Annotated in this window: 12 protein-coding genes; 9 read left to right on the top strand and 3 right to left on the bottom strand. The window is 48.2% G+C overall.

Going from position 1 to position 21381, the window contains the following annotated elements:
* Positions 1-1022 precede the first annotated feature (1022 nt).
* The 6 genes from F453_RS0102525 (at position 1023) to F453_RS0102500 (ending at position 11062) form a co-directional block, all read left to right on the top strand.
* The gene (locus F453_RS0102525; RefSeq protein ID WP_018966590.1) at positions 1023-4118 is read left to right on the top strand and encodes a SusC/RagA family TonB-linked outer membrane protein; all 3096 of its coding nucleotides are present in this window, start codon (positions 1023-1025) and stop codon (positions 4116-4118) included.
* A gap of 44 nt (positions 4119-4162) precedes the next feature.
* Positions 4163-5707, top strand: coding sequence for a SusD/RagB family nutrient-binding outer membrane lipoprotein (locus tag F453_RS0102520; protein WP_018966589.1), 1545 nt, complete (start codon positions 4163-4165; stop codon positions 5705-5707).
* Positions 5708-5952: 245 nt separating this feature from the next.
* On the top strand, positions 5953-7056 hold the full coding sequence (locus F453_RS0102515) for a glycoside hydrolase family 18 (protein WP_025789997.1): 1104 nt from the start codon (positions 5953-5955) through the stop codon (positions 7054-7056).
* Between the two features lie 25 nt (positions 7057-7081).
* Positions 7082-8245 carry a DUF1735 and LamG domain-containing protein gene (locus tag F453_RS0102510; RefSeq protein ID WP_018966587.1) on the top strand — a complete coding sequence of 388 codons (1164 nt, stop codon included), beginning with the start codon at positions 7082-7084 and terminating at the stop codon, positions 8243-8245.
* Positions 8246-8345: 100 nt separating this feature from the next.
* A complete protein-coding gene (locus F453_RS0102505; protein WP_018966586.1) occupies positions 8346-9335 on the top strand; it encodes a discoidin domain-containing protein in 990 nt (329 codons plus the stop codon).
* Positions 9336-9691: 356 nt separating this feature from the next.
* Positions 9692-11062: a THUMP-like domain-containing protein gene (locus F453_RS0102500; RefSeq protein ID WP_033404114.1), complete on the top strand. Its 1371-nt coding sequence runs from the start codon at positions 9692-9694 to the stop codon at positions 11060-11062.
* Positions 11063-11696: 634 nt separating this feature from the next.
* Here F453_RS0102500 and F453_RS16015 read toward each other — a convergent pair.
* Positions 11697-11918: a hypothetical protein gene (locus F453_RS16015; protein WP_081619100.1), complete on the bottom strand. Its 222-nt coding sequence runs from the start codon at positions 11916-11918 to the stop codon at positions 11697-11699.
* Between the two features lie 470 nt (positions 11919-12388).
* On the opposite strand from F453_RS16015, the gene F453_RS0102495 reads away from it, so the two are divergent.
* Entirely contained in the window at positions 12389-13585 is a 1197-nt protein-coding gene (locus F453_RS0102495) for a PDZ domain-containing protein (protein ID WP_244869404.1), read from the top strand.
* Between the two features lie 280 nt (positions 13586-13865).
* Positions 13866-15959, top strand: coding sequence for a TonB-dependent receptor (locus tag F453_RS0102490; protein ID WP_018966583.1), 2094 nt, complete (start codon positions 13866-13868; stop codon positions 15957-15959).
* Between the two features lie 151 nt (positions 15960-16110).
* Here F453_RS0102490 and F453_RS0102485 read toward each other — a convergent pair whose 3' ends face one another.
* Positions 16111-16881, bottom strand: coding sequence for a class I SAM-dependent methyltransferase (locus F453_RS0102485; protein ID WP_018966582.1), 771 nt, complete (start codon positions 16879-16881; stop codon positions 16111-16113).
* A gap of 625 nt (positions 16882-17506) precedes the next feature.
* Positions 17507-18541 carry a Holliday junction branch migration DNA helicase RuvB gene (ruvB, locus tag F453_RS0102480; RefSeq protein ID WP_009236972.1) on the bottom strand — a complete coding sequence of 345 codons (1035 nt, stop codon included), beginning with the start codon at positions 18539-18541 and terminating at the stop codon, positions 17507-17509.
* Positions 18542-18826: 285 nt separating this feature from the next.
* On the opposite strand from ruvB, the gene F453_RS0102475 reads away from it, so the two are divergent.
* A complete protein-coding gene (locus tag F453_RS0102475) occupies positions 18827-20731 on the top strand; it encodes a heavy metal translocating P-type ATPase (RefSeq protein ID WP_018966581.1) in 1905 nt (634 codons plus the stop codon).
* Positions 20732-21381 lie beyond the last annotated feature (650 nt).

Here is a 21381-nt window from a genome sequence, read left to right as displayed (position 1 = left end):
GGTATGTTTTGTAAAAACAATTCAACGCATTTAACAGAAAGAGAAGGTTTCTGGTAGGTTCTGTCATTCAGAACACCATATTACCAACAGCCATAACTTATCCTTCTCACAACGATATATCACCCAAAAACCACCTTGAAACAAACCAATTTCGCCTAAAATCTAACCAAGCCGTTTAAAGGTATGGATAAGTCTGCCGCGGTTTGCTATACCCAAGCCCTACCTCCCCTACACAACAGGCACCCCAGCTATATTTGGATAAAGAAAGGCGAGAGAATGAAGCAACCGCGCCCTCTCAAGAAACAGGGCAAGTATGTTAGGCTAGAAGCTAAAAAACACAGGGAAGACAATGTTTAGAAGCAGCTTAAAGGATACCTATAAACAAACATACAATAAATGTTAATCTCCTACTAATAATTGTTTTATATCAAGGATAGCTATACCTTTGCACCCGAGATTACAATAAATAAGATTGAGAATGCCATTTCGGCAACACCTCTAACGGAGTATTCGTAACAGGCAAAAGAAACCATCCTCAGCTTAACTAAAACAACTTGCCCCACTACATTAGGGACTAAAAACAAGGTTTCAGGCTAACCGTTCAGGCCCTTTCGCCTTAGCATTGTCTGCGAAAGACTGTTCAACAAGTCTCAATGGAATTAATTCAATTTGGAAATTGTGCTTACTAGCATTAGGAACAAACCCAAAAGTAAAACAAACCAACCCGCACTGAGCCGCATCATGTTGCTCGGCCGCTTTGGCACACCCTAGACATTGATAACAGGCAAACCTGTTTCCTCTTCATCAACGGAGCGGGAAAAGCCTTTCGTGTCTACACCAACAACCATCTGGGCGCATGCCCAACATGCTTGCATAAAGCTTGGCTAGCTAGTGCCTAGTAGGCGCATACGCTTGCGCCACCCACCAACAAGCAGCCATCACATTCGCACCACAAAATTCAAGGGGGTGTAAACGCCTCAACAATGAAACATCAATTTTAAATGTCATTCAAAATAACATCTATGAAAAAGGAAAGAATCCTGTCAACGGCAGTCTTCCTTGTTAGCTTCGGCACTGGCGTAATGGCCAGCAACGCTACCCCAAACAATAACGGGGCAGCACTTGCCAAACAACTAACAGGGAGAACTGGGGCCACTATGCCCAACAATCTACAACAAAACCGCAACGAAGTGAAGGTTACGGGAACTGTGTTCGACAGCATGAACGAACCCGTTATCGGAGCCACCGTGCGCGTTAAAGGCGAGCAAACAGCTACGGTTACCGACATCGACGGCAACTTTACGCTTTCAACTCATGCCGGCGCAACACTCGTTATCAGCTACTTGGGCCATCAAACACAAGAAGTGGCCGTGCCTGCGAATGGCAATGTAACCGTTACATTGAAGTCGGAATCGCGACAAATTGACGAGGTTGTGGTTACGGCCTTGGGTATTCGACGTTCTGAAAAGGCGCTAAGCTACAACGTACAGAAGGTGGGAACAGACGATTTAACCACCGTAAAGAACACCAACTTCATGAATTCGCTCAATGGTAAGGTTGCCGGTATCAACATCAACGCCTCATCTGCAGGTATGGGTGGTGCTACGCGCGTAGTGATGCGTGGTCCTAAGAGTATCTCGCAAAGCAATCAGGCACTGTATGTTATCGATGGTGTGCCAATTACCAACACCTCGCATGGCGAAACGGGCAGCATGTACTCTTCGCAACCCGGCTCGGAAGGCATTGCCGACATCAACCCCGAAGATATCGAGAGCATCTCGGTGCTTAGTGGGCCTGCCGCAGCAGCCCTTTATGGCTCGGCAGCCGCACAAGGTGTGGTGATGATTACCACCAAAAAAGGCAAGGAAGGCAAAGTTAGCGTTACCGTTAGCCATAGCACACAGTTTGCAAACCCTTTCAAAATGCCCGAATTCCAAAACGAATACGTAAACAAGCCAGGAAGCGTTGCTAGCTGGGGCGACAAAAAGCCGTCGGCCTACGGCAACTACGACCCCAAGAACTTCTTCAATACGGGTACGAACATACAGAACAACGTGGCCCTAACAGCTGGTAACGACAAGAACCAAACCTACTTGTCGATAGGTACGACGAACGCCGCTGGTATCTTGCCAAACAACAAGTACAACCGTTATAACTTTACGTTCAGGAATACAACGAACATGCTTGGCGACAAGCTGACTTTGGACTTCGGCCTGAATTACATCCTTGAAAACGACCGTAACCTTACGGCACAAGGACAATGGTTTAATCCCCTTACTTCGGTTTACCTCTTCCCCCGTGGCGAAAGCTTCGACGCCATTCGTACATACGAGATATTCGACCCCAACCGCAACATCTACGTACAGAACTGGAACTATGGCGACGCGTTGAAAATGCAAAACCCCTATTGGGTAGCAAACCGCATGGTGCGCGAAAATCACCGCAACCGTTACATGCTTAGCGGAAGTATTAAATACAAGATTACTGACTGGCTAGACGTTACGGGAAGATTACGTTGGGACGATGCTGCCGTTAAACAAGAAGACAAGCGCTACGCATCTACCATCGACCTCTTCGCACATTCGAAGTACGGATACTACGGACATGCTAAGATTAACGACCAATCGCTATACGGCGACTTGATGGCCAACGTGAACAAGTCGTTCGAAAACTTCTCTATCGGTGCCAACGTGGGTGGTTCGTTCTCGCGAACCAAATACGATAACGAAGGCCATCAGGGTGGTTTGAAGGCTCCATCGAACATCTTCACCCCCAATGCCATCGACTATTCACAGGTTACAAACGACAACCGACCCATCTACGACTTGCACAAGCACGCTGTAAACTCACTCTTCGCCAACGTTGAATTGGGTTGGAAGAGCATGCTTTACCTAACGCTTACCGGACGTAACGACTGGGATTCGGCACTCGACGGCACCAGCAACGAGTCGTTCTTCTATCCCTCAGTGGGTGTGTCGGGCGTCATTTCGCAAATGGTTGAGCTGCCTAAGTTTGTTAATTACCTGAAAGTTCGCGCTTCGTGGGCATCGGTAGGTAGTGCCATTTCGCCTAACATCACTTCGCCCTGGCGTTACGAATACGTTCCCGCTACGGGCACCTATCGCACCGTTACCTATCGTTTCCCCAAAACATTCTATCCCGAACGCACCGACTCTTGGGAGGCTGGTCTTACCGCGCGCTTCTTGAATAACGCGTTAACGCTAGACCTTACGCTCTACCAAAGCAACACGCGCAAGCAGACTTTCCTACGCGACGTAACGGCAGGAGGATACGATAAGGAGTATATCCAGCTTGGTAACGTGCGCAACAGAGGTATCGAACTCTCGCTGGGATATAACCACCGCTTTGGCGATTTGGATTGGAACTCATCGTTCACGTTCAGCTCTAACCAAAACAAGATTGTTAAACTGTTCGACGACGACAGCGAAGTATCAAAGAAGGGTGGTCTTAGTGGAGCCGAAATTATCTTGAAGAAGGGCGGTACCATGGGCGACATTTACATGACGACCGACTTCCTTCGCGATAACGAAGGCAACATCGCTACCGACAATACGGGCAGCGTATTGCAACGCAACCTAGACAATCCCCAATATCGCGGTTCGGTTTTACCTAAAGCCAACATCGGTTTCTCTAACGAGTTTGCATGGAAAGGATTCAACTTTGGCTTCCTTATCACAGCTCGTTTTGGTGGCATCGTGCTATCGCAAACACAGGCCATTCTTGATGCTTGGGGTGTATCGAAAGCCTCGGCAGACGCTCGCAACAATGGCGGCATCAACCTTAATGGCGGTAAGATTAGCGCAGAAAACTACTATCGCATCGTTGGTGGCGATAATCCCATCTGGAGCGAGTACATCTACAGCGCAACCAACGCACGCCTACAAGAGGCACATTTGGGCTATACCTTGCCTAAGAAGTGGCTCAAAGGCATGGAATTGTCGCTGGGATTAACTGCGAATAACCTCTTCTTCATTTACAACAAGGCTCCATTCGACCCCGAAGCCGTTGCCTCAACGGGTACCTACTATCAGGGTTTCGACTACTTTATGCAGCCTAGCTTGCGCTCGTTGGGCTTCAACGTAAAACTGAAATTCTAACGCGCACGCATACATTTTATATATTCAACACAAAGAATTCAACGATGAATAACAAACATATATTCAAGTCGATGGCTCTGGGCGCTCTGTTATTAGGCGGTATGGCCATGCAAACGGCTTGCACCGATAGTTTCGAAGAGGCCAACCGACCTGGTCATAAGGTATCGGCAGAAGAACTGGATCGCGACAACTACTCCACCAGTTCGTTCCTTACCCAATTGGTAAACGAGGCTTTCCCCGAACAAGAGAACACGTATCAGATGACCGAAGACCTTATCGGAAACTATCTGGGTCGCTATATGACCTATGCCAACGATGGCTTTAGCGACAAGAACTTCGCTCGTTTCAATGCTCCCAACGGCTGGGTGAGCTGGCCTTTCAACAACTCGTTGCCCAAAGCAACGTCGGCTTTCAAAGCCATCGCAGCTAAGACGGGTCGTGAAGGTGTGCTGTACGCTCAGGCTTTGGTGCTACGTGCACAGGTTTACCAACGCTACGTTGACATGTATGGCGCATTGCCCGTGGGCTTAGAGCAAGACGACGCTGCTTACTCTTCGCAAGAAGACGTATATAAGTTGCTCGTTGCAAACCTAGACACCGCCGCATTGTTGCTCAAACCTTTTAACAGCTCATCGGTAAACGAAGAGAACGACAAAGTTTACGAAGGTAAAGTGGCTAAATGGTATAAGCTGGCCAACTCGTTGAAGTTGAGAATGGCCATACGCATGCGTTATGCCGACCCTGCATTCGCAAAGAAGACGGGTGAAGCTGCCGTTGCTGCTGGCGTTATTACAAGCAACGACGACAACTGCGCCGTTACCTATACGCCCAACGGACAATATAAGACCTCTATTGAGTGGGGAGACAGCCGCGCTTGTGCCGACTTAGAATGTTTCCTCACGGGCTATTCTGATCCCCGTCTCAGAACGTTCTTCAAGCCTGCACAAAAGACATCGGGTCGCGCCATCGTGGGTTGCCTAGCCGGTGCAAAGATTGAAAACAAGAAAAAAGCTAATGAAGTTTACTCGGCTGCCAACGTGGATAAGGCCACTCGTGGCGTATGGCTCACTGCTGCTGAAATGGCTTTCTGTCGCGCAGAAGGTGTTTTAGCTGGCTGGAATGGCATGGGCGGTACGGCCGAAGATCTATACAAAGAAGGCGTAACACTATCATTCGAACAATGGGGAGCAGGTAGCGCAGCAAGCTATCTTGAAAATAGCACGGCCAAACAAGCCGACTATACCGACGCCGAAGGTGGTTTCGGACAGTCGCAATCTGCCGTTAGCACCATCACCATCAAATGGGATGACAGCGCAACTGCCGAAGAAAAGCTCGAACGACTGATAACGCAAAAGTGGATTGCACTATTCCCCGACGGACAAGAAGCATGGAGCGAACTGCGTCGCACGGGCTATCCCAAGGTGTTCCCCGTGGCTCAAAGCACATCGGGATACAGCTTGAAGGTGCCCAACCGCATTCCTTTCGCCATCGACGAACTTACTAAAAACCCCACGAACTATCGCAAAGCTGTGCAGCTTATCGGTGGAAACGACGACTATGCAACGAAGATGTGGTGGCAAAAGAAGTAATGAAGTGAAGGAATAAAAGCTAAGGAGTGAAGGAATAAAGGGGTGATGGAGTTGAGCCAAGCAGCTATGCGGCTATGGCTAAGGCTTTAAAGGCCACCAACTCCACCTCTTCTTATTAACTCGTAAACTTGTAAACGGGTCAACTCGTAAACTGATAAGCTAGTCAACTTATAAACTAGTTAACTCGTCAGCCTGTTAACTTGTCGACTCCCAACTCCTCCCCAACATAATAAAAACAGAATTCAATGAATATCAAAAATAAAACCCTGCTGTGCCTTGCGATGGCTACGATGGCTCTCACGGCATGCAGCGACTGGACAGAAACGGAAATTAAGAACCCTACCGACCTGACCGTCACCAACAAAAGCGATGAATATTACGCCAAATTGCGCGAGTACAAAAACAGCGATCACCCCAAAGCCTTCGGTTGGTTTGGTAACTGGACCGGAGAGGCTACCATGCTCAACAACTCGCTCAAAGGTCTGCCAGACAGCGTAGACTTTGTTTCGCTGTGGGGTAACTGGCGAAATTTGAACGACAAACAAAAGAAAGACCTGCAATTTGTTCAGCAGGTAAAAGGCACTAAGGTGCTGATGTGCTTCATCGTGATGGACATCGGCGACCAAATGACACCACCAATCCCCGCCGATAAGGTGGCCAGCGGAACCACTTGGAAACAATGGAGAAAGGATTTTTGGGGCTGGGGCGACTCCAACGAATCGAGAATCGCCGCTGCACAAAAGTATGCCAACGCCATTTGCGATAGTATTGACAAGTACGGATACGACGGATTTGACATCGATGCCGAACCTAACTTCGCACAACCTTTCGCTACCGACAAGGAGATGTGGAATGAACAGGGCGTGATGACTGCTTTCGTTCAAGCCTTAAGCAAGCGTATCGGGCCCAAGTCGGGTACCAATAAGATGCTCGTTGTTGACGGCGAACCCGACGCTCTGCCCGATTCGCTGGGCGATCACTTCGACTACTTCATCCTGCAAGCCTACAGCACGCACTACGACGAACAGCTTGACGGACGCCTGAGAACGCAAATTGAGCACTTCAAAAATAAGCTCACCCCCGAACAGGTGGCAAAGAAAATCATCGTTTGCGAGAACTTCGAGAACTATGCCGCAAAGGGTGGCGTAGACTTCCGCACAAAGCAGGGTACCGTTATACCCTCACTTCTCGGCATGGCCTATTGGCAACCCACCTACAACGGCCAAACTTACCAGAAGGGTGGCGTAGGTTCGTACCACATGGAATACGAATACGGACAATCGTCGGCACAAACAACCTATCCCTGGTTGCGCAAGGCCATACAGATAATGAACCCTTCTTTGAAGTAAAACCACACTTAATCATTACGCAAAAATGAAAAGATACAGCATAACCATTAAGGCTGCTGCAATGGCCATCGCAGCCCTTTCGCTGGTCGCATGCAACAATGCCGAATATAGCGAGCTTACCAATCAGGCCTATTTCGAGCAGACACGCACCAATGCCAACACCTCAATGAAGATCACGGTGGGTGAAGACAACGTGCAACAGAACTTCTATGTCAGGCTCTCATCGCCTGCCGAGCAAACGAGTACTTTCGAAGTGTCGGCCGACGAGTCAGCCCTTAAAGAGTATAATGCACGCAACGCCACACAATACGTGGCCTTGCCCGCTAGCGAATACGAACTTACCAGCACCGAAGCCACTGTTAATGCAGGCGGTGTAACCTCTACACCCGTGTTGCTTACGGTTAAACCGCTATCCAACGAGGTGAAGAATTCGGGTAAGAAGTATGCCGTGGCCCTAAAGCTGAGAAGCAAAAACGGAGCTAACGACGTGCTCGAACCGGGTAGTAAGCTTGTTTGCATCATCGATCAGGTTATTCGTCAAGATGTACCCGTTATCAACTCTGCTGCACGCATTACCTTTAACATGCGCCAAGAGTATGCGCTCACGGCATGGACGGTAGAGATGAACGTCAACATCGACAGGCTGGGCAAGGGCATTGGCGAACTAAACAACCAGATGCTTTTTGGTGCATGGGCGCCTTCGGGTAAGGATGGCGAGATATACACTCGTTTCGGAGATGCTCCTATCGAAGGCAACCGCCTGCAAATCAAGACCCAAGGTTCGCAGCTAAACAGCAACCAACTCTTCGAGGCTGGCAAATGGTATCACTTGGCCTTTGTTTGCGAAGGCACGAAGCTATCGCTCTACGTTAACGGTAAGCTCGATTCGCAGATGGATTTACCTGGAAAGGTTGTCAATGTAGGCAATACCATGCTCTTTGGTGCCACCGATTACCTCAAGGCTAACGTGCAAGTGAGCGAGCTGCGCTTCTGGACTAAGGCCCGTACGCAAAACGAAGTGGCCAACGACATGTACGTTTGCGACCCCGCAAGCGAAGGTCTTGAAGCCTACTGGAAGATGAACGAGGGCAGTGGCGACACCTTCAAGGATGCCACAGGTCACGGAAACAACGGTAAGGCTGCCACACTTCCTCAATGGAATGCCAACGTGCGCATCGACGGAAAATAACAAATCGTATACGCCCTGCTTGCCCCAAGGCCGATAAAAGGCCTTTGGGACAAGCGGGCAAATACTTTCCAAACCAAACATTCAGACGAAGATTATCAATATGAAATCAATCTTAAAGATAACATTGCCAGCCCTCATGGGGCTTGCCACACTGTTTACAGCCTGCCAAAGCGAACCCGAAGTGGGCTCGAACCTATACGATAAGGCTGCATCTAGCAACTTGTCTAAGCTATACATACACGATTTGGCCAACCTAGGAAACCAAGGTGCGCTTCGTGTTGTCAACGCCAACGGCGAGTTAAACCTGCTCGAAGACACCGTTAAGTTTTATGTGCGCCTGTCGTCACCACTCGACCGCGACCTAGAAGTGAGTGTGGCCGAAAACCCAAGTGCTACTAAGGCTACATCTGGCGTTACCGTGCTCGATAAGGGAGCAATAAACATCCTAACCCCAACGGTTACCATCGCCAAGGGAAGCACCGTATCTGCCGATCCCATCAAGGTGGTAGCGCAGAAGGGTAACGCTCTCGACACGCTAAAAACCACTCACGGCAATGGTGCCACTACGCTTACGCTGAACGCTGCACAAGGTGTAGAGGTGGCCAGCAGCTATGCCAACATGCACATCACCGTGAACTACAAGGAAAGCAACGTGGTAGAAAATGGTAATGCCAATGGACTAACCGCTATGGACATTAGTGAATACTTCGTGTACGATAACCAAAACAATGCGCTTGAGAAACTATACGATGGCAACTTGTCAACCGTGTGGTTTAAGGCTTCTAACGAAGGGCCTTTCACCTTCGTCATTGCAGTGCCCGAAAACACCAATGTTTCTGCCATAACACTTGAGCCTAGCCCAAGATATGTCAACTGGGTGGCTAAGAGTATGACCGTTGAAACCAGCGAAGACTGGAACACATGGACGAACCAAGGCCAAATAACGAGATCCGACAACAGCATCAGCAGTGGAGAACCCTTCGTTGTTCGCTTTACCAAGCCCGTTAAATGCACCTACGTAAGGCTCTCTAACGTACAGCCTGCCTCATCGAGATACCTCGTTATTGGCGAGATGAAGGTCTACAAATAAGTTTATAGGGGGAACGTGGTCAGCAGCATTTTGCACCCCTGTGCCTACTGTGGTGCGTACGCTTGCAATGTTTAAAAGCCACACAACCCCACTACTAACACCATACCCAACGCCCCCATTGGCCTTCATACGCCTGTGGGGGCTTTTCTATGCCTTACGTTGAGAAAGCGTGCTTGCACACAATGTTCCCTCCTCTTACATAATAAACAACGGCTTTTTGCGTTTTCAATGAAACTTAGTCTTGGCAAGTCATGGGCACGTATTGGTCCACCAGCATCACAGATAACACCTATGCCAAGCACGTTTTGCCTCTACAGGCGCATCAATCCCCTACTTCCATAACGCCCCACAGCAACATGTACACCAACGACGATACCCTTCGCTTCATTGCAGAACATAGAAACGAAAGCGTGCCACAGCTGGCCCTCGCCGCCCATAAAGCGCCAAATGTAGACCTGCCCTTTGCCCTCGACCAAATTGCAGGATGGCAAACGGCTTGTCGGAAACTGCCAACGTGGGCTGAAAACCCCAACATCGTGTATCCGCCTCACCTCTCTATGGAGCAATGTTCATCGCAAACCACTGCCGAATACAAGGCTAATGTAGCCTCGCTGTTTGTAAAGGGCATGCTACAAGGTAACATCAACAGCTGCGACAAAGGGCAAGTGGATAACGATGAAAAACAAGTCGGTGAATGCGAACACACTTCGCTGGTAGACCTTACAGGGGGATTCGGTGTAGATTTTGCCTTTATGGCCACTCGTTTTACAAGCGCCACATACGTAGAACGCCAACCCCAACTTTGCCAATTGGTGCAACACAACCTCAATGCCCTTAATATTGGGCATGCCAAGGTGGTGTGCGCCGAGGCCGAAAGTCATCTCGAGACGATTAAAAGGGTATCGTGCATCTACCTAGACCCCGCACGAAGGGATAAGAATGGAGGTAAAACAGTGTTGATTGAACACTGTTCGCCCGATATTCTCCAACTATTGCCCACGCTTTTAGCCAAATGTGGCTTGTTGATGGTTAAACTCTCGCCCATGCTACATTGGCAACAGGCCATTGCGCAACTGCAAGAACAAGGCGCATGGGTAAGACAACTACACATCGTGTCTGTTAAAAACGAGTGCAAAGAGTTGCTCTTCCTTATCACGGATAGACAAAACCACGGACAAAACCTAAACCATGCTGTCGCGCAAAGCGGGCAATTACTCCCCACTCCACTAGAAGACCAAACGCCAAAGCAAGCCGCAAACTCCACCAACAACACCCACATTACATGCTTTAACGATGGCGAAACGTTTCAATACACTCTTGCCAAAGCCGAGGCCACCCCTCAAAGCATCTTGCAAACGCCACCGCAAGCAGGCATGTTTCTTTTCGAGCCCAACGCCTCTATCATGAAAGCGGGCTGTTTTGGTTTGCTATGTAGCAGGCTGGGGGTACAGGCCATTGCCCCCAACTCCCATCTATTTGTGGCCAGCGACGATATTCCCAACTTTCCAGGTCGAAGGTTTAAGCTCCTTGCCACCACCTCGTTTAACAAGCACGACTTAAAAACCGCGCTACAAGGCATCAGCAAAGCCAACATCGCCACACGCAACTTCCCCCTTAAACCCGAAGCACTGCGCAAGAAACTAAAACTGAAAGACGGTGGCGAACATTTTCTTTTCGCCACCACCGATGCCCAAGGTAAGCACTGGATGCTAGTGGGGAGGGGGTGAACAAACAATTAAGGCAGGTTCTAAAAGATTGCTTGGGGCGGCAATTCACTTCTCCACGCCTATAACCCTTTATCTTATTGTTGTTCGCTAACCTTTATTTTGAGCCTGTTCGAGATAACAAATTACCCCTGATAAACAACGCCACACAACACGCTTACTGCTCGCTTACTTCGCTACAAGCCTTTTGTAGTGCCACTACAAGCAAGTTGTAGCGTGACTACAAACAAATTGTAGTGCCACTACAAAGCAGTTGTAGTGGGGCTACAAAGGCACTTGTAGTGTGACTACAAAAGGCTTTGTACGGCTCGATAAACAAGAACAGGCTGGCTAACTAATAAGAAAATACCAACGAATACTTGTTATACGCACTGTCATGACATGGTTTCGCAACGCACGCAACCATTCCTTACCGTTCCTTTCCCACACAATAAGCAGTGCCTCAACATAAAATTTACGTGAGTTCGGGATAAGAGAAGATGCTTTTTAAGCAAGATTAGATAAAACACGAATGGCTATCTCACCAACGTAGTGCTACGTGGTAGTTAGCACAACGAGCTTCTTTTATCCCGAATTCTCGTAACGTTCGATACCTGCTTGGCATTATCTAGGCGGTTCTTTCCACAGCCTATCACCACTAACGACTCGCCCACCCTACCTCCAAACACCACCTTTCACGCCTCACCCGATAAGCCCCTGTAGTGAGCTTTTTCAGCTTCCGCCTTGTTACAGCTAAGATGGAACCCTGTTCCAGATAAGTTGGAACAGGGTTCCAGTTCAACTGGAACAGCATTCCGGATAACATGGAACAGCCGTCCAAAACATGTTTAACACGACGGTTAATGTAATCATGCATCATCAGGGCTTAGAAGGTGCATTTTCGGAACTATGAAAATGCGAATGGAGGAGGGGTTAATTGGCGCATTCGGGATAAGACAACATGCCCTTTGAACAAGACAGGGCAAGTAAACGAATGACTATCTCGCCAACCTGTGCTACACAGCAGTTGGCATAACGACTGTGTTTTATCCCGAACTCGCGCAAAATTTCAACTTCGAACAGGCAAATCATACAACTTATAAAATAATTGACTAAATTTGCAATTGTGGGCTAACCTAACACGATGCTTCGTTCTTGGCATACGCAACGCCTGGCGAATATAGGCCGTATGGCACACGCTAGTGGTGAACGAACATGCCGTTAACGATGCCTTTTCGCACAAACAGCCACGCCAACAGCCTTTATAACCAACTTCGAACATCGGCTGACGACATTCCACAACCACCCACTTCCCCACAGCATTCTAAACTAAACACGATAGCAATGAAAATGAAAACGACATTAACTTTACTTTTTGCTGCCACGGTTTTAGTGACAAGCGCGCAGAAAGGGCCATTCGACTCTATGTGGGAGAGCAACGACTCCATCCCATTCGTATGGGATGGGGGCATCTACTTGCCTGCAACTATCGACAATAAATACCCTGCCCACATCTTGTTTACCACAAATGCAAACCGCCAATTGGTGGTAGACACCACGTATCTTAAAGAACAGTGTTGGCAACCGCCAAAGATAGAGAAGGCTAACATCAAGAGAGAAAAAGATACACTGCGCCTAAAAACATCGTACACAAAGCACAATGTGAAGTTTGGTAACACCACGGCAAACTTCCCCTACATGCTCATTAGCGACATAAGAAATGTTTTGGGCAAGCATGCCGACGGCATCATGTGGGATACTTTCTTTGAATACTCTCCTTTTGAGGTGAACTTTCAGCAGAAGTTCTTACGCACACTAACGGCCATACCCGACTCCGTGAAACGCAACTACCGCTGTTTGCCGCTCACGGTTAGGGGTTCAAATTTTATGATTGAAGCATACGTATGGCTCAACAACAAGCGCATCGGGGGCCTTTATGAGTTATGCCTTGAAGGCGGAGACGACATTATGTTCACCAAAGAGACTGTAAGAAAGCATAACCTGATGGCATACGAGGGTAAAACTCAGCAGCTATTGGCTCAGTATACGAACATAGGCGACACCACAACGACTACAACTACCTTCGCACTAGCCGACTCGGTCTACCTTGGATTGCAAAACATTGGTAGCGTTGTCGTAAACATTTCTCTGCCAACACTTCACGCTTTCCCGCAAATGCGCAATGTAGGATATATCGGGGCGAGTATTCTTCACAATTATAATTTGGTGTTCGACCCCGCCCACAACAAGCTCTACTATCGCCCCTACGAGGCATACACACCCGAAAAAAGGACGTGGGGCTTCTCGTGGGTAAACCGAACCGACATCGGTAAGGGATGGATTGTGCGCTCAATATATAAATGCGGCGCAGCAGCAAAAGCAGGAATAAGGCTTGGAGACACCATCATAAAGGTGAACGGAAAGAAGGTGGAGAACTATTCGTGGGATGAAGAACGAGCCCTTTCACCCAAATTGCCCATCACGCTTGTGCTTAAAACGGGAAAGGGCGTACGAAAAGTTACGATCGAAACCATGCCTGTTTTTTGAGAAGTTAAAGGGAATATATTGAGGAATTTATACGTTAACGGGGGTAACATGTTGACCTATTAACTCGTCGTTAGCCCGTCAAGCCACAAGGCTAACTACTCCTCTTTCAACTTGGAAAGGGCCGCGGGTGAGCCACTTTATCCTTATTTCCATACAAATAAGGATTGCGAATTTACGTCAATTTACATACTTTTGCACGTCACATATATGCAAGGCGTGCACCAACAAGTAGCGAATTGAGTGGTGACATACCTTTACCGAGATACAAAAACATTAAACAATGAGATTTATTACGACATTAACGGCCACAGCATTTGCGGTTACGCTCAACGCCGCACCTGAAGACTCGGCCACCATCGGCGGAACAATCGATGAAGTTTCAGTAGTAGGATTTAAGCAAGACAGGGCTTCCATATCACCCGTTTCACAACAGGCGATGGGCGAACGCTTTATCGAGAGCAACCAATTGATGGGTATTCGCGACCTTAGTGGCATGATAGCCAATTTCTATATGCCCGATTATGGCTCGCGTCAATACTCGCCTATCTATATTCGTGGCATCGGTTCGAGGGTTAACTCGCCATCGGTGGGCGTGTATGTAGACGGCATTCCCTACTTCGACAGAACGGTATTAGACATGGATCTCTTTGGCGTAAGCAAGGTAGAGGTGCTGCGCGGACCGCAAGGAACGCTCTTCGGGCGCAACGCTTCGGCCGGATTGATAAACGTTTTCACGCGTTCGCCACTCGATTATCAAGGTACAAGCGCCAGAGTTTCGTATGGTTCGTACAACGATTTGCTTGTGGCTGCGTCTACCTACAATAAGGTGAGCCGCAATTTTGGCCTTTCGCTGGCTGCCAACTATCATCATACTGACGGCTTTCTCACCAATACCTTTCTCAATAATAAGGCCGATCGCATGGACAATGGCACCATTCGACTGGGTGCCGCATGGAAACCCACTGAGCGATGGACATCAAGATTCACGGCCACACTTGACCTTACCCGTCAGAATGGCTACCCCTACGCGCCTTACAACCCACAAACGGGCATCCTTCAACCCATCGCCTACAATCGCGAAAGCAGTTATCGCAGGCTGGTTGGCACGTTGGGCATGAGTTGGCGATACGATGCCGACGGCTGGAGTCTAAACAGCCAGACCGCATTTCAGCACAACAACGGCAGAATAGAAGTAGACCAAGACTACTCGCCACAAGACATTTTCGCCGTTAAAATGCCTCACCGACAGAACCAAGTGAGCCAAGAATTCACCTTGCGCTCTACCAACGATAGCCGATATCAATGGATTGTGGGAGCGTTTGGCTTTCATCAGCAAGACCATTTTACCGTTTACACGACACGAATAGCAAGCAAGTTATACGAAGTGAACCAAAACAAGCTGCCAACAATGGGCTTCGCACTCTACCATGTCAGCACGTTTAATATCGTGAAAGGTCTGTGGGCATCGGCTGGCATTCGTTTCGACTGGGAGAAAAACAGTCTGAAAAACTTCTCGAAGAAGATAAAACTAACTGATCCAAACGAACCACCAATACTCAAACCCCTAGATCCGAAAGACGGATGGCAAATAACTGGTTTCGATGCAAGCAGGATAGACAGGCAGATAACGCCCAAGTTTACGCTGAAATACCAGTTTACGCCCTTCCGTATGATATACGCCACAGTAGCGAAAGGCTATAAAGCTGGTGGCTTTAACGCTGTTCGCGAAACCGATGCAGACTACACCTACAAGCCCGAACACACGTGGAACTATGAGCTTGGGGCCAAATGGAGCTTCCTCAAAGGCTTGTTGGCTTTCGAGGCTAGCGCCTTTTACATAGACTGGCAGCACCAACAACTCTCCGTTACAGTGCCTGCATTGGGCAACGTTGTACGTAACGTGGGCCACAGCAACAGTAAAGGCTTCGAGCTTGCACTAAACGCCACGCCCCTACCCTCGCTCTCTTTACAAGCCAGTTACGGCTATACTTACGCCAAAATGTTAGAAGCACGCATGGGCGTTGGCAAAGACTACTCGGGCAATATGTTGCCCTTGGTTCCGCGCCACACGCTTTCGTTCAACGCCAACTATGTGGTAAACAACCTCGGTCGCTTTGCCGACAAGCTGATGTTCAATGCCAATCTCACAGGTGTTGGCCCACTATATTGGCGCGAAGACAATGCCGTAAAGCAGTCGTTCTATACTCTTCTCAATCTGAAAGCTGCCCTAACGCGCGGCATCTTCACCTTAGAGGTGTGGTCGCGCAATACGCTTGCAACCAATTACCTCACTTACTACTTCGTAGCACCTAAGCCTATGGCACAAAAGGGTAAACCTTTCACCATCGGAACAACATTGATGGTGAAGTGGTAAAGTAAGGTTATGAGGTAGTAAAGTTGTAAGTTTATAAGTTGTTGGCAGGAAAAAGCCTACTAACAACAAAGTACACCCCAAGCCTTTCTCCACTTGGAGAGGGACTTGGGGTGTAACTTTTCAACTTTGAAAAGGAGGCTTAGTGGGACCTTTACTCAAGTATGTAAAAGCAAGACGTGGTGAAGAAATTGCGTACATACCGCATTTTCCCCATCGCAGACCACAGAAAGCGGGGACGAAGGTTGAATTTCGTCTCGTAATGGGGATTAATAAAGTAAAGTATGCGGTTACGGATGGCAAAATATTTCTTGGCCAACTTCTCGAACAACTCTATGGGGCAGCGGGTCTGTTTTATTTCAAGCAGTTCGGCCGTGATACCTGGGTTCTCACCGAAAGCCCTCAATATGCTTCCATATATGCACTTCGGCAACAGGTGAAACCAAGGTAAATGCGACAAGAACTTGCTTCTACAAATCTGCTGATGACCACCAAAAGGCATCTGCCAAGCAGGAAAAGACATGAAAACAATGCCCTGTGGACGTAAGAAATTACGCAACTTGGACAGGAAAGAGGCCTTGTCCATGATATGTTCGATTACATCGTGACAGATAATCAAATCGAAATGGTGTTCAAACTCCTTAATGGCAAATACGTCTGAAGCAATAAACTGGCCTTCTGCACCTAGTTCTTCGAAGAACCGCTTGGCATCGTTTATCCTACATTCGGCCATGTCTACACCCACAACTTCACACCCACGCTCACTAAAAGGAAGTAGATTGCCGCCATCGCCACAACCTATTTCCAACACGTTCATCCCCCGTTCGATAGGCAGATAACGTTCTACATAGGGTAAAAAATACTTCCTGCTGGTTACAGAAAGCTCGTTAAAATACTGTTTCCGATCTTTTTGTCGATATTGCATACATGTTTACTTAGGTTGGTTAATTAGGTGATGAGTTAATTCGTTTACGATTTTACAAGGCATAGGGGTAAGAAATTTCACCACACTAGCCTATCTGCAAAAATACAACAGATAAGTTAAATACAAAAAGAAAATAACCTATTTTTCTTTAAAATCACAACATCTAGGTAGCGTTTATAAATAAAACGAAAGCATCATGCTTTGCTTCCAAGATGCCATTACAGGCGTAAACATCATCGTTTCCACCTTATCGACTGAAGTACAATTATTTTTAACAAAAAGACATAAGGAGCATAAGGTGAAGAAAAGATGCTACCTCGGACTCATCAAGAGCCCAACCCAAATGGCTCCAGCACGCTTTCGTCCGTTTAGTTGAAAGGCTAACGAGTTGGCAAGTTGACAAAACAAACCTTCTTTTCGCCTTAGCTAGTTGACTAGTTTACAAGTTAACGAGTTGATAAGTTGGTGGGCGCAGGCATCTTTTCAACCTTTCACCTTTTCACTTTTCCACCTTTAAAGGTGATCTTTTCACTCTTTCACCTTTTCACTTTTTCACCTTTAAATGTGATCTTTTCAACCTTTCACCTTTTCACTTTTCCACCTTTTCACCTTTAAAAGCCTTTCCTTAGTCGAACAATCCCGGCTCTTTTGCGTTGCTTGTGTAGATGTTTCTACCCAAATGTTGGTAAGCCAATTCGGTTACCATACGTCCTCGTTGGGTACGTTTGATAAATCCCTCCATGATAAGATAAGGCTCATACACCTCTTCTAAGGTGCCTGCGTCTTCGCCTATGGCCGTTGCAATGGTGCTGACGCCTACTGGACCACCCTGAAACTTATCGATGATTGTAAGCAAAATTCTATTGTCTATCTCGTCCAAACCATATTGGTCGATATTCAATGCCGTAAGCGACAGGCGAGCGATAACGGTGTCGATGCTGCCATTACCCTTCACTTGGGCGAAGTCGCGCACACGTCTTAGCAGCGCATTGGCGATACGAGGCGTTCCGCGCGACCGTCTTGAAATCTCCATTGCAGCCTCATCGTCAATCGGAACATTCAGTATCCGTGCCGAACGTTTGATGATACGCGCCAGCGTCTGCGGGTCGTAATACTCCAAATGCAGGTTAATGCCAAACCGCGCACGTAATGGAGCGGTAAGCAAACCACTGCGCGTGGTGGCCCCGATGAGCGTAAAGGGGTTGAGGTCGATTTGTATCGACCGCGCCGAAGGGCCTTTATCGATCATGATATCTATGCGATAGTCTTCCATGGCCGAGTAAAGATACTCTTCTACAACGGGCGAAAGACGATGAATTTCGTCGATAAAGAGCACGTCGTTGGCTTCTAGCGAGGTGAGAATGCCCGCCAAATCGCCAGGCTTATCTAGCACAGGACCGCTGGTTATCTTAAATCCCACACCCAATTCGTTGGCAATGATGTTGCTCAAGGTGGTCTTACCCAATCCCGGAGGACCGTGCAAGAGGGTGTGGTCGAGTGGTTCGCCGCGATATTTAGCCGCCTCAACAAACACTTCCAAGTTTTCTACCACCTTACTTTGACCACTGAAATCTTGGAATTTCGGTGGTCTGAGGGCGTTTTCAAACTCGCGTTCGCTGGGCGTTGTGCGTTCGTCTCTGATGTCAAAGTCTTCTGTCATAATGCAAAGGTACTAAAAATTGCAACTTGGTTGCACGTTTTAACGCCTAACTTTGCAGTACGAACATGACTTTCTCGTTAAGGAAATAATCGTGCAGAGAACGAGAAACGGCATTTGTCGGCTTGCAAACCAGTGGCTAGGAAATCAAAAACACCGAGAAAACCTAATGAAACTAGAATAACAAGAAAGCCTAAAATACCCGCAAGAACTAGGCAACTTGGACAGGCTAGACAACTTGCAAACTCGTCAACTCGCAAACTTGTCAACATTAAAAAGCAACATATTATGTGTGAATATCATCACGAAGAAGAAACAAGATGGTGGCAACCCGCACTTTCGGGTGTGCTACTAGCAGCCGGAATGGCCTTTACATGGATGGGGTGCGAATGGTTTTCGCTGTCTTGGGTACAACTGGCTTGGTACGTTGCAGCCTACCTACCCGTTGGGTTTGGTGTGATGCACGAAGCCATAGAAGAAGCGATGAAAGGGGATGTTTTTAGCGAATTCATGCTGATGAGTGTGGCTTGCGTGGGCGCTTTCGCCATTGGCGAATATCCCGAGGCAGTAGCCGTGATGTGGCTTTACTGCATTGGCGAGGCACTTCAAGATCGCGCAGTGAATAAGGCACGACATAGCATATCGAGCCTAACCAACTATCGTCCCGAGCAGGCACGCCTTATGCGATGGAATGGCGAGAAAAATGCGATGGAACAGGTACTTGTTAAGCCCGAGATGGTAAGTGTGGGCGACGTGATTGAGGTGCTACCAGGCGAGCGCGTGCCACTAGACGGCGTGCTACTTCTACCCGATGGCGAGCACGATGCACTTGTTAGCTTCGACACGGCTGCACTAACGGGCGAGAGTATGCCACGACAGGTGGGCATGGAAGGCGAAGTTTTGGCCGGAATGATTGCTTTAGAGCGTGCCGCTAGCCTGCGCGTTACCCGCCCACAAAGCGAAAGTGCGCTTACACGAATACTCAAAATGGTGGAAGAAGCTACCGAACGAAAGGCGCCCACCGAGTTGTTTATCCGCCGTTTTGCCCGCATCTACACGCCCATCGTTATCCTTTTGGCGGTGCTCACGGTGGTTTTGCCGTGGGCATACACGTTCGTCACACCATCGTTCAACTACCATTTCTCCACTTGGTTACATCGTGCACTGGTGTTCTTGGTTATCTCTTGCCCTTGTGCACTGGTCATCAGCGTGCCGTTGAGCTATTTTGCAGGCATTGGCAGGGCATCGCGCATGGGTGTGCTTTTCAAAGGCGGTAACAGCCTAGATGCGCTGACGGACATCGATACGGTGGTGTTCGACAAGACGGGAACGCTCACCACGGGAGAATTTGGCGTGCGCCAGACCTTGCAATTATCGCCCGAAGAACTGCAAACGGTGGTGGCGATGGAACGCAGCAGCACGCATCCCATTGCCAAAGCCATTGTTAAGGTGTATGGCGAAGGTGAAAAAATTAATGCCGAAAACCTGCCTGGACTGGGCCTTCGAGCCGAAATAGCGGGCGAAACATGGCTCGCAGGCACGCTTAGACTTCTTGAAAATCAGGGCGTAAGCTTTCCCGAAGAACTGCAAACGATACCCGACACCATCGTGGCTTGTGCCAAAAATGGCCGTTTCATCGGATGTATCTTACTCTCTGATACGATGAAACCCGATGCCACCGATGCCATTTCGATGCTGCGTAAGGTGGGTATTACACACGTGGAGATGCTCTCGGGCGACAAACAAGCATTGGTTGACAAGGTGGCCGACGAGCTGCAACTGGAGCAAGCCTTAGGCGACTTACTTCCGCAACATAAGGCGGAGCGCATTGAGACGTTGCAAAAGCAGGGGCGCAAGGTGGCTTTCGTGGGCGACGGCATCAACGATGCGCCTGTGTTGGCATTGAGTGATGTGGGCGTTGCCATGGGTGGTGCAGGTGCAGACATGGCCATCGAGACGGCCGACATGGTGTTGCAAACCGACCAACCCTCGCGATTGGCGCAAGCCTTACGCCTTGCTCGCAAGACACGCACCATCGTTTGGCAGAACATTGCCTTTGCCATTGGGGTTAAAGTGGTGGTTATGGTGCTTGGCCTAATGGGTATTGCAACACTCTGGGAGGCCGTTTTCGCCGATAGCGGCGTGGCTCTTTTGGCGGTGGTTAATGCAATGAGGATCATGAGAGGTAGGTGAATGGGTGAAAAAAGCCTCACCACTAACCCCTCTCCAATGGGAGCGGAGATTGTTTTTTCTTACTCTGAGCTCACCCATCATGATGCAAACTGCATCTGATTATCGAAACGCCCGTATGTACTTCTATTGAAAACGCCTATGCTTCTATCAAAGTTAAAAAGACGGGAGATAAGGTTTGGCTCGCCACTTAATCTGCTAGCGTATTGGTGAATATGAAAATCGACCGAGTTAAAGATAAGCTGGAATCGTATTCCAGATGAAATGGAATCGCATTCCAGATGAGATGGAACAATGTTCCAGATAAGGTGGAACAGCCTTCAAGATAAGCGATAACAGACCCAAAGTTATTTTAACGCCATTTCAACGCTTAATTTTGGGTTTATAATTAAGCATGAAGCACGATACAAAAAAAGGACGCTCTCATTGAGAAAGCGTCCTTTTTAGCATACATGTTAACGAGTAAGCAAGTAGGAAAGGCCATTCGCCTAGTGCTGCTTAGTTAACAAGTGGGGGCTATTAAAGAATTTAAGTTCATCTGTTTGCACGCCTAACGTAGGAGGCGATGAAGTTAAATCCTACACGAGTTATAGATAAGAGAAACTCATTATGCCAACTACCGCGTAGCGGTTGGTGGTGAGTTCACGATTTCT

Origin of the sequence: Hoylesella loescheii DSM 19665 = JCM 12249 = ATCC 15930, assembly GCF_000378085.1 — a bacterium.
In the GTDB taxonomy this organism is placed as follows: Bacteria; Bacteroidota; Bacteroidia; order Bacteroidales; family Bacteroidaceae; genus Prevotella; species Prevotella loescheii.
The sequence above is the reverse complement of the archived record's forward strand: the minus strand, read 5'-3'. Positions and strand labels throughout refer to the sequence as shown.

Bases quoted from the DNA above. Each gene is read 5' to 3' on its own strand.
- F453_RS0102525 (WP_018966590.1), top strand. From the start codon at position 1,023: ATGAAAAAGGAAAGAATCCTGTCAACGGCAGTCTTCCTTGTTAGCTTC.
- F453_RS0102520 (WP_018966589.1), top strand. From the start codon at position 4,163: ATGAATAACAAACATATATTCAAGTCGATGGCTCTGGGCGCTCTGTTA.
- F453_RS0102515 (WP_025789997.1), top strand. From the start codon at position 5,953: ATGAATATCAAAAATAAAACCCTGCTGTGCCTTGCGATGGCTACGATG.
- F453_RS0102510 (WP_018966587.1), top strand. From the start codon at position 7,082: ATGAAAAGATACAGCATAACCATTAAGGCTGCTGCAATGGCCATCGCA.
- F453_RS0102505 (WP_018966586.1), top strand. From the start codon at position 8,346: ATGAAATCAATCTTAAAGATAACATTGCCAGCCCTCATGGGGCTTGCC.
- F453_RS0102500 (WP_033404114.1), top strand. From the start codon at position 9,692: ATGTACACCAACGACGATACCCTTCGCTTCATTGCAGAACATAGAAAC.
- F453_RS16015 (WP_081619100.1), bottom strand. From the start codon at position 11,918: ATGATGCATGATTACATTAACCGTCGTGTTAAACATGTTTTGGACGGC.
- F453_RS0102495 (WP_244869404.1), top strand. From the start codon at position 12,389: ATGAAAACGACATTAACTTTACTTTTTGCTGCCACGGTTTTAGTGACA.
- F453_RS0102490 (WP_018966583.1), top strand. From the start codon at position 13,866: ATGAGATTTATTACGACATTAACGGCCACAGCATTTGCGGTTACGCTC.
- F453_RS0102485 (WP_018966582.1), bottom strand. From the start codon at position 16,881: ATGCAATATCGACAAAAAGATCGGAAACAGTATTTTAACGAGCTTTCT.
- ruvB (WP_009236972.1), bottom strand. From the start codon at position 18,541: ATGACAGAAGACTTTGACATCAGAGACGAACGCACAACGCCCAGCGAA.
- F453_RS0102475 (WP_018966581.1), top strand. From the start codon at position 18,827: ATGTGTGAATATCATCACGAAGAAGAAACAAGATGGTGGCAACCCGCA.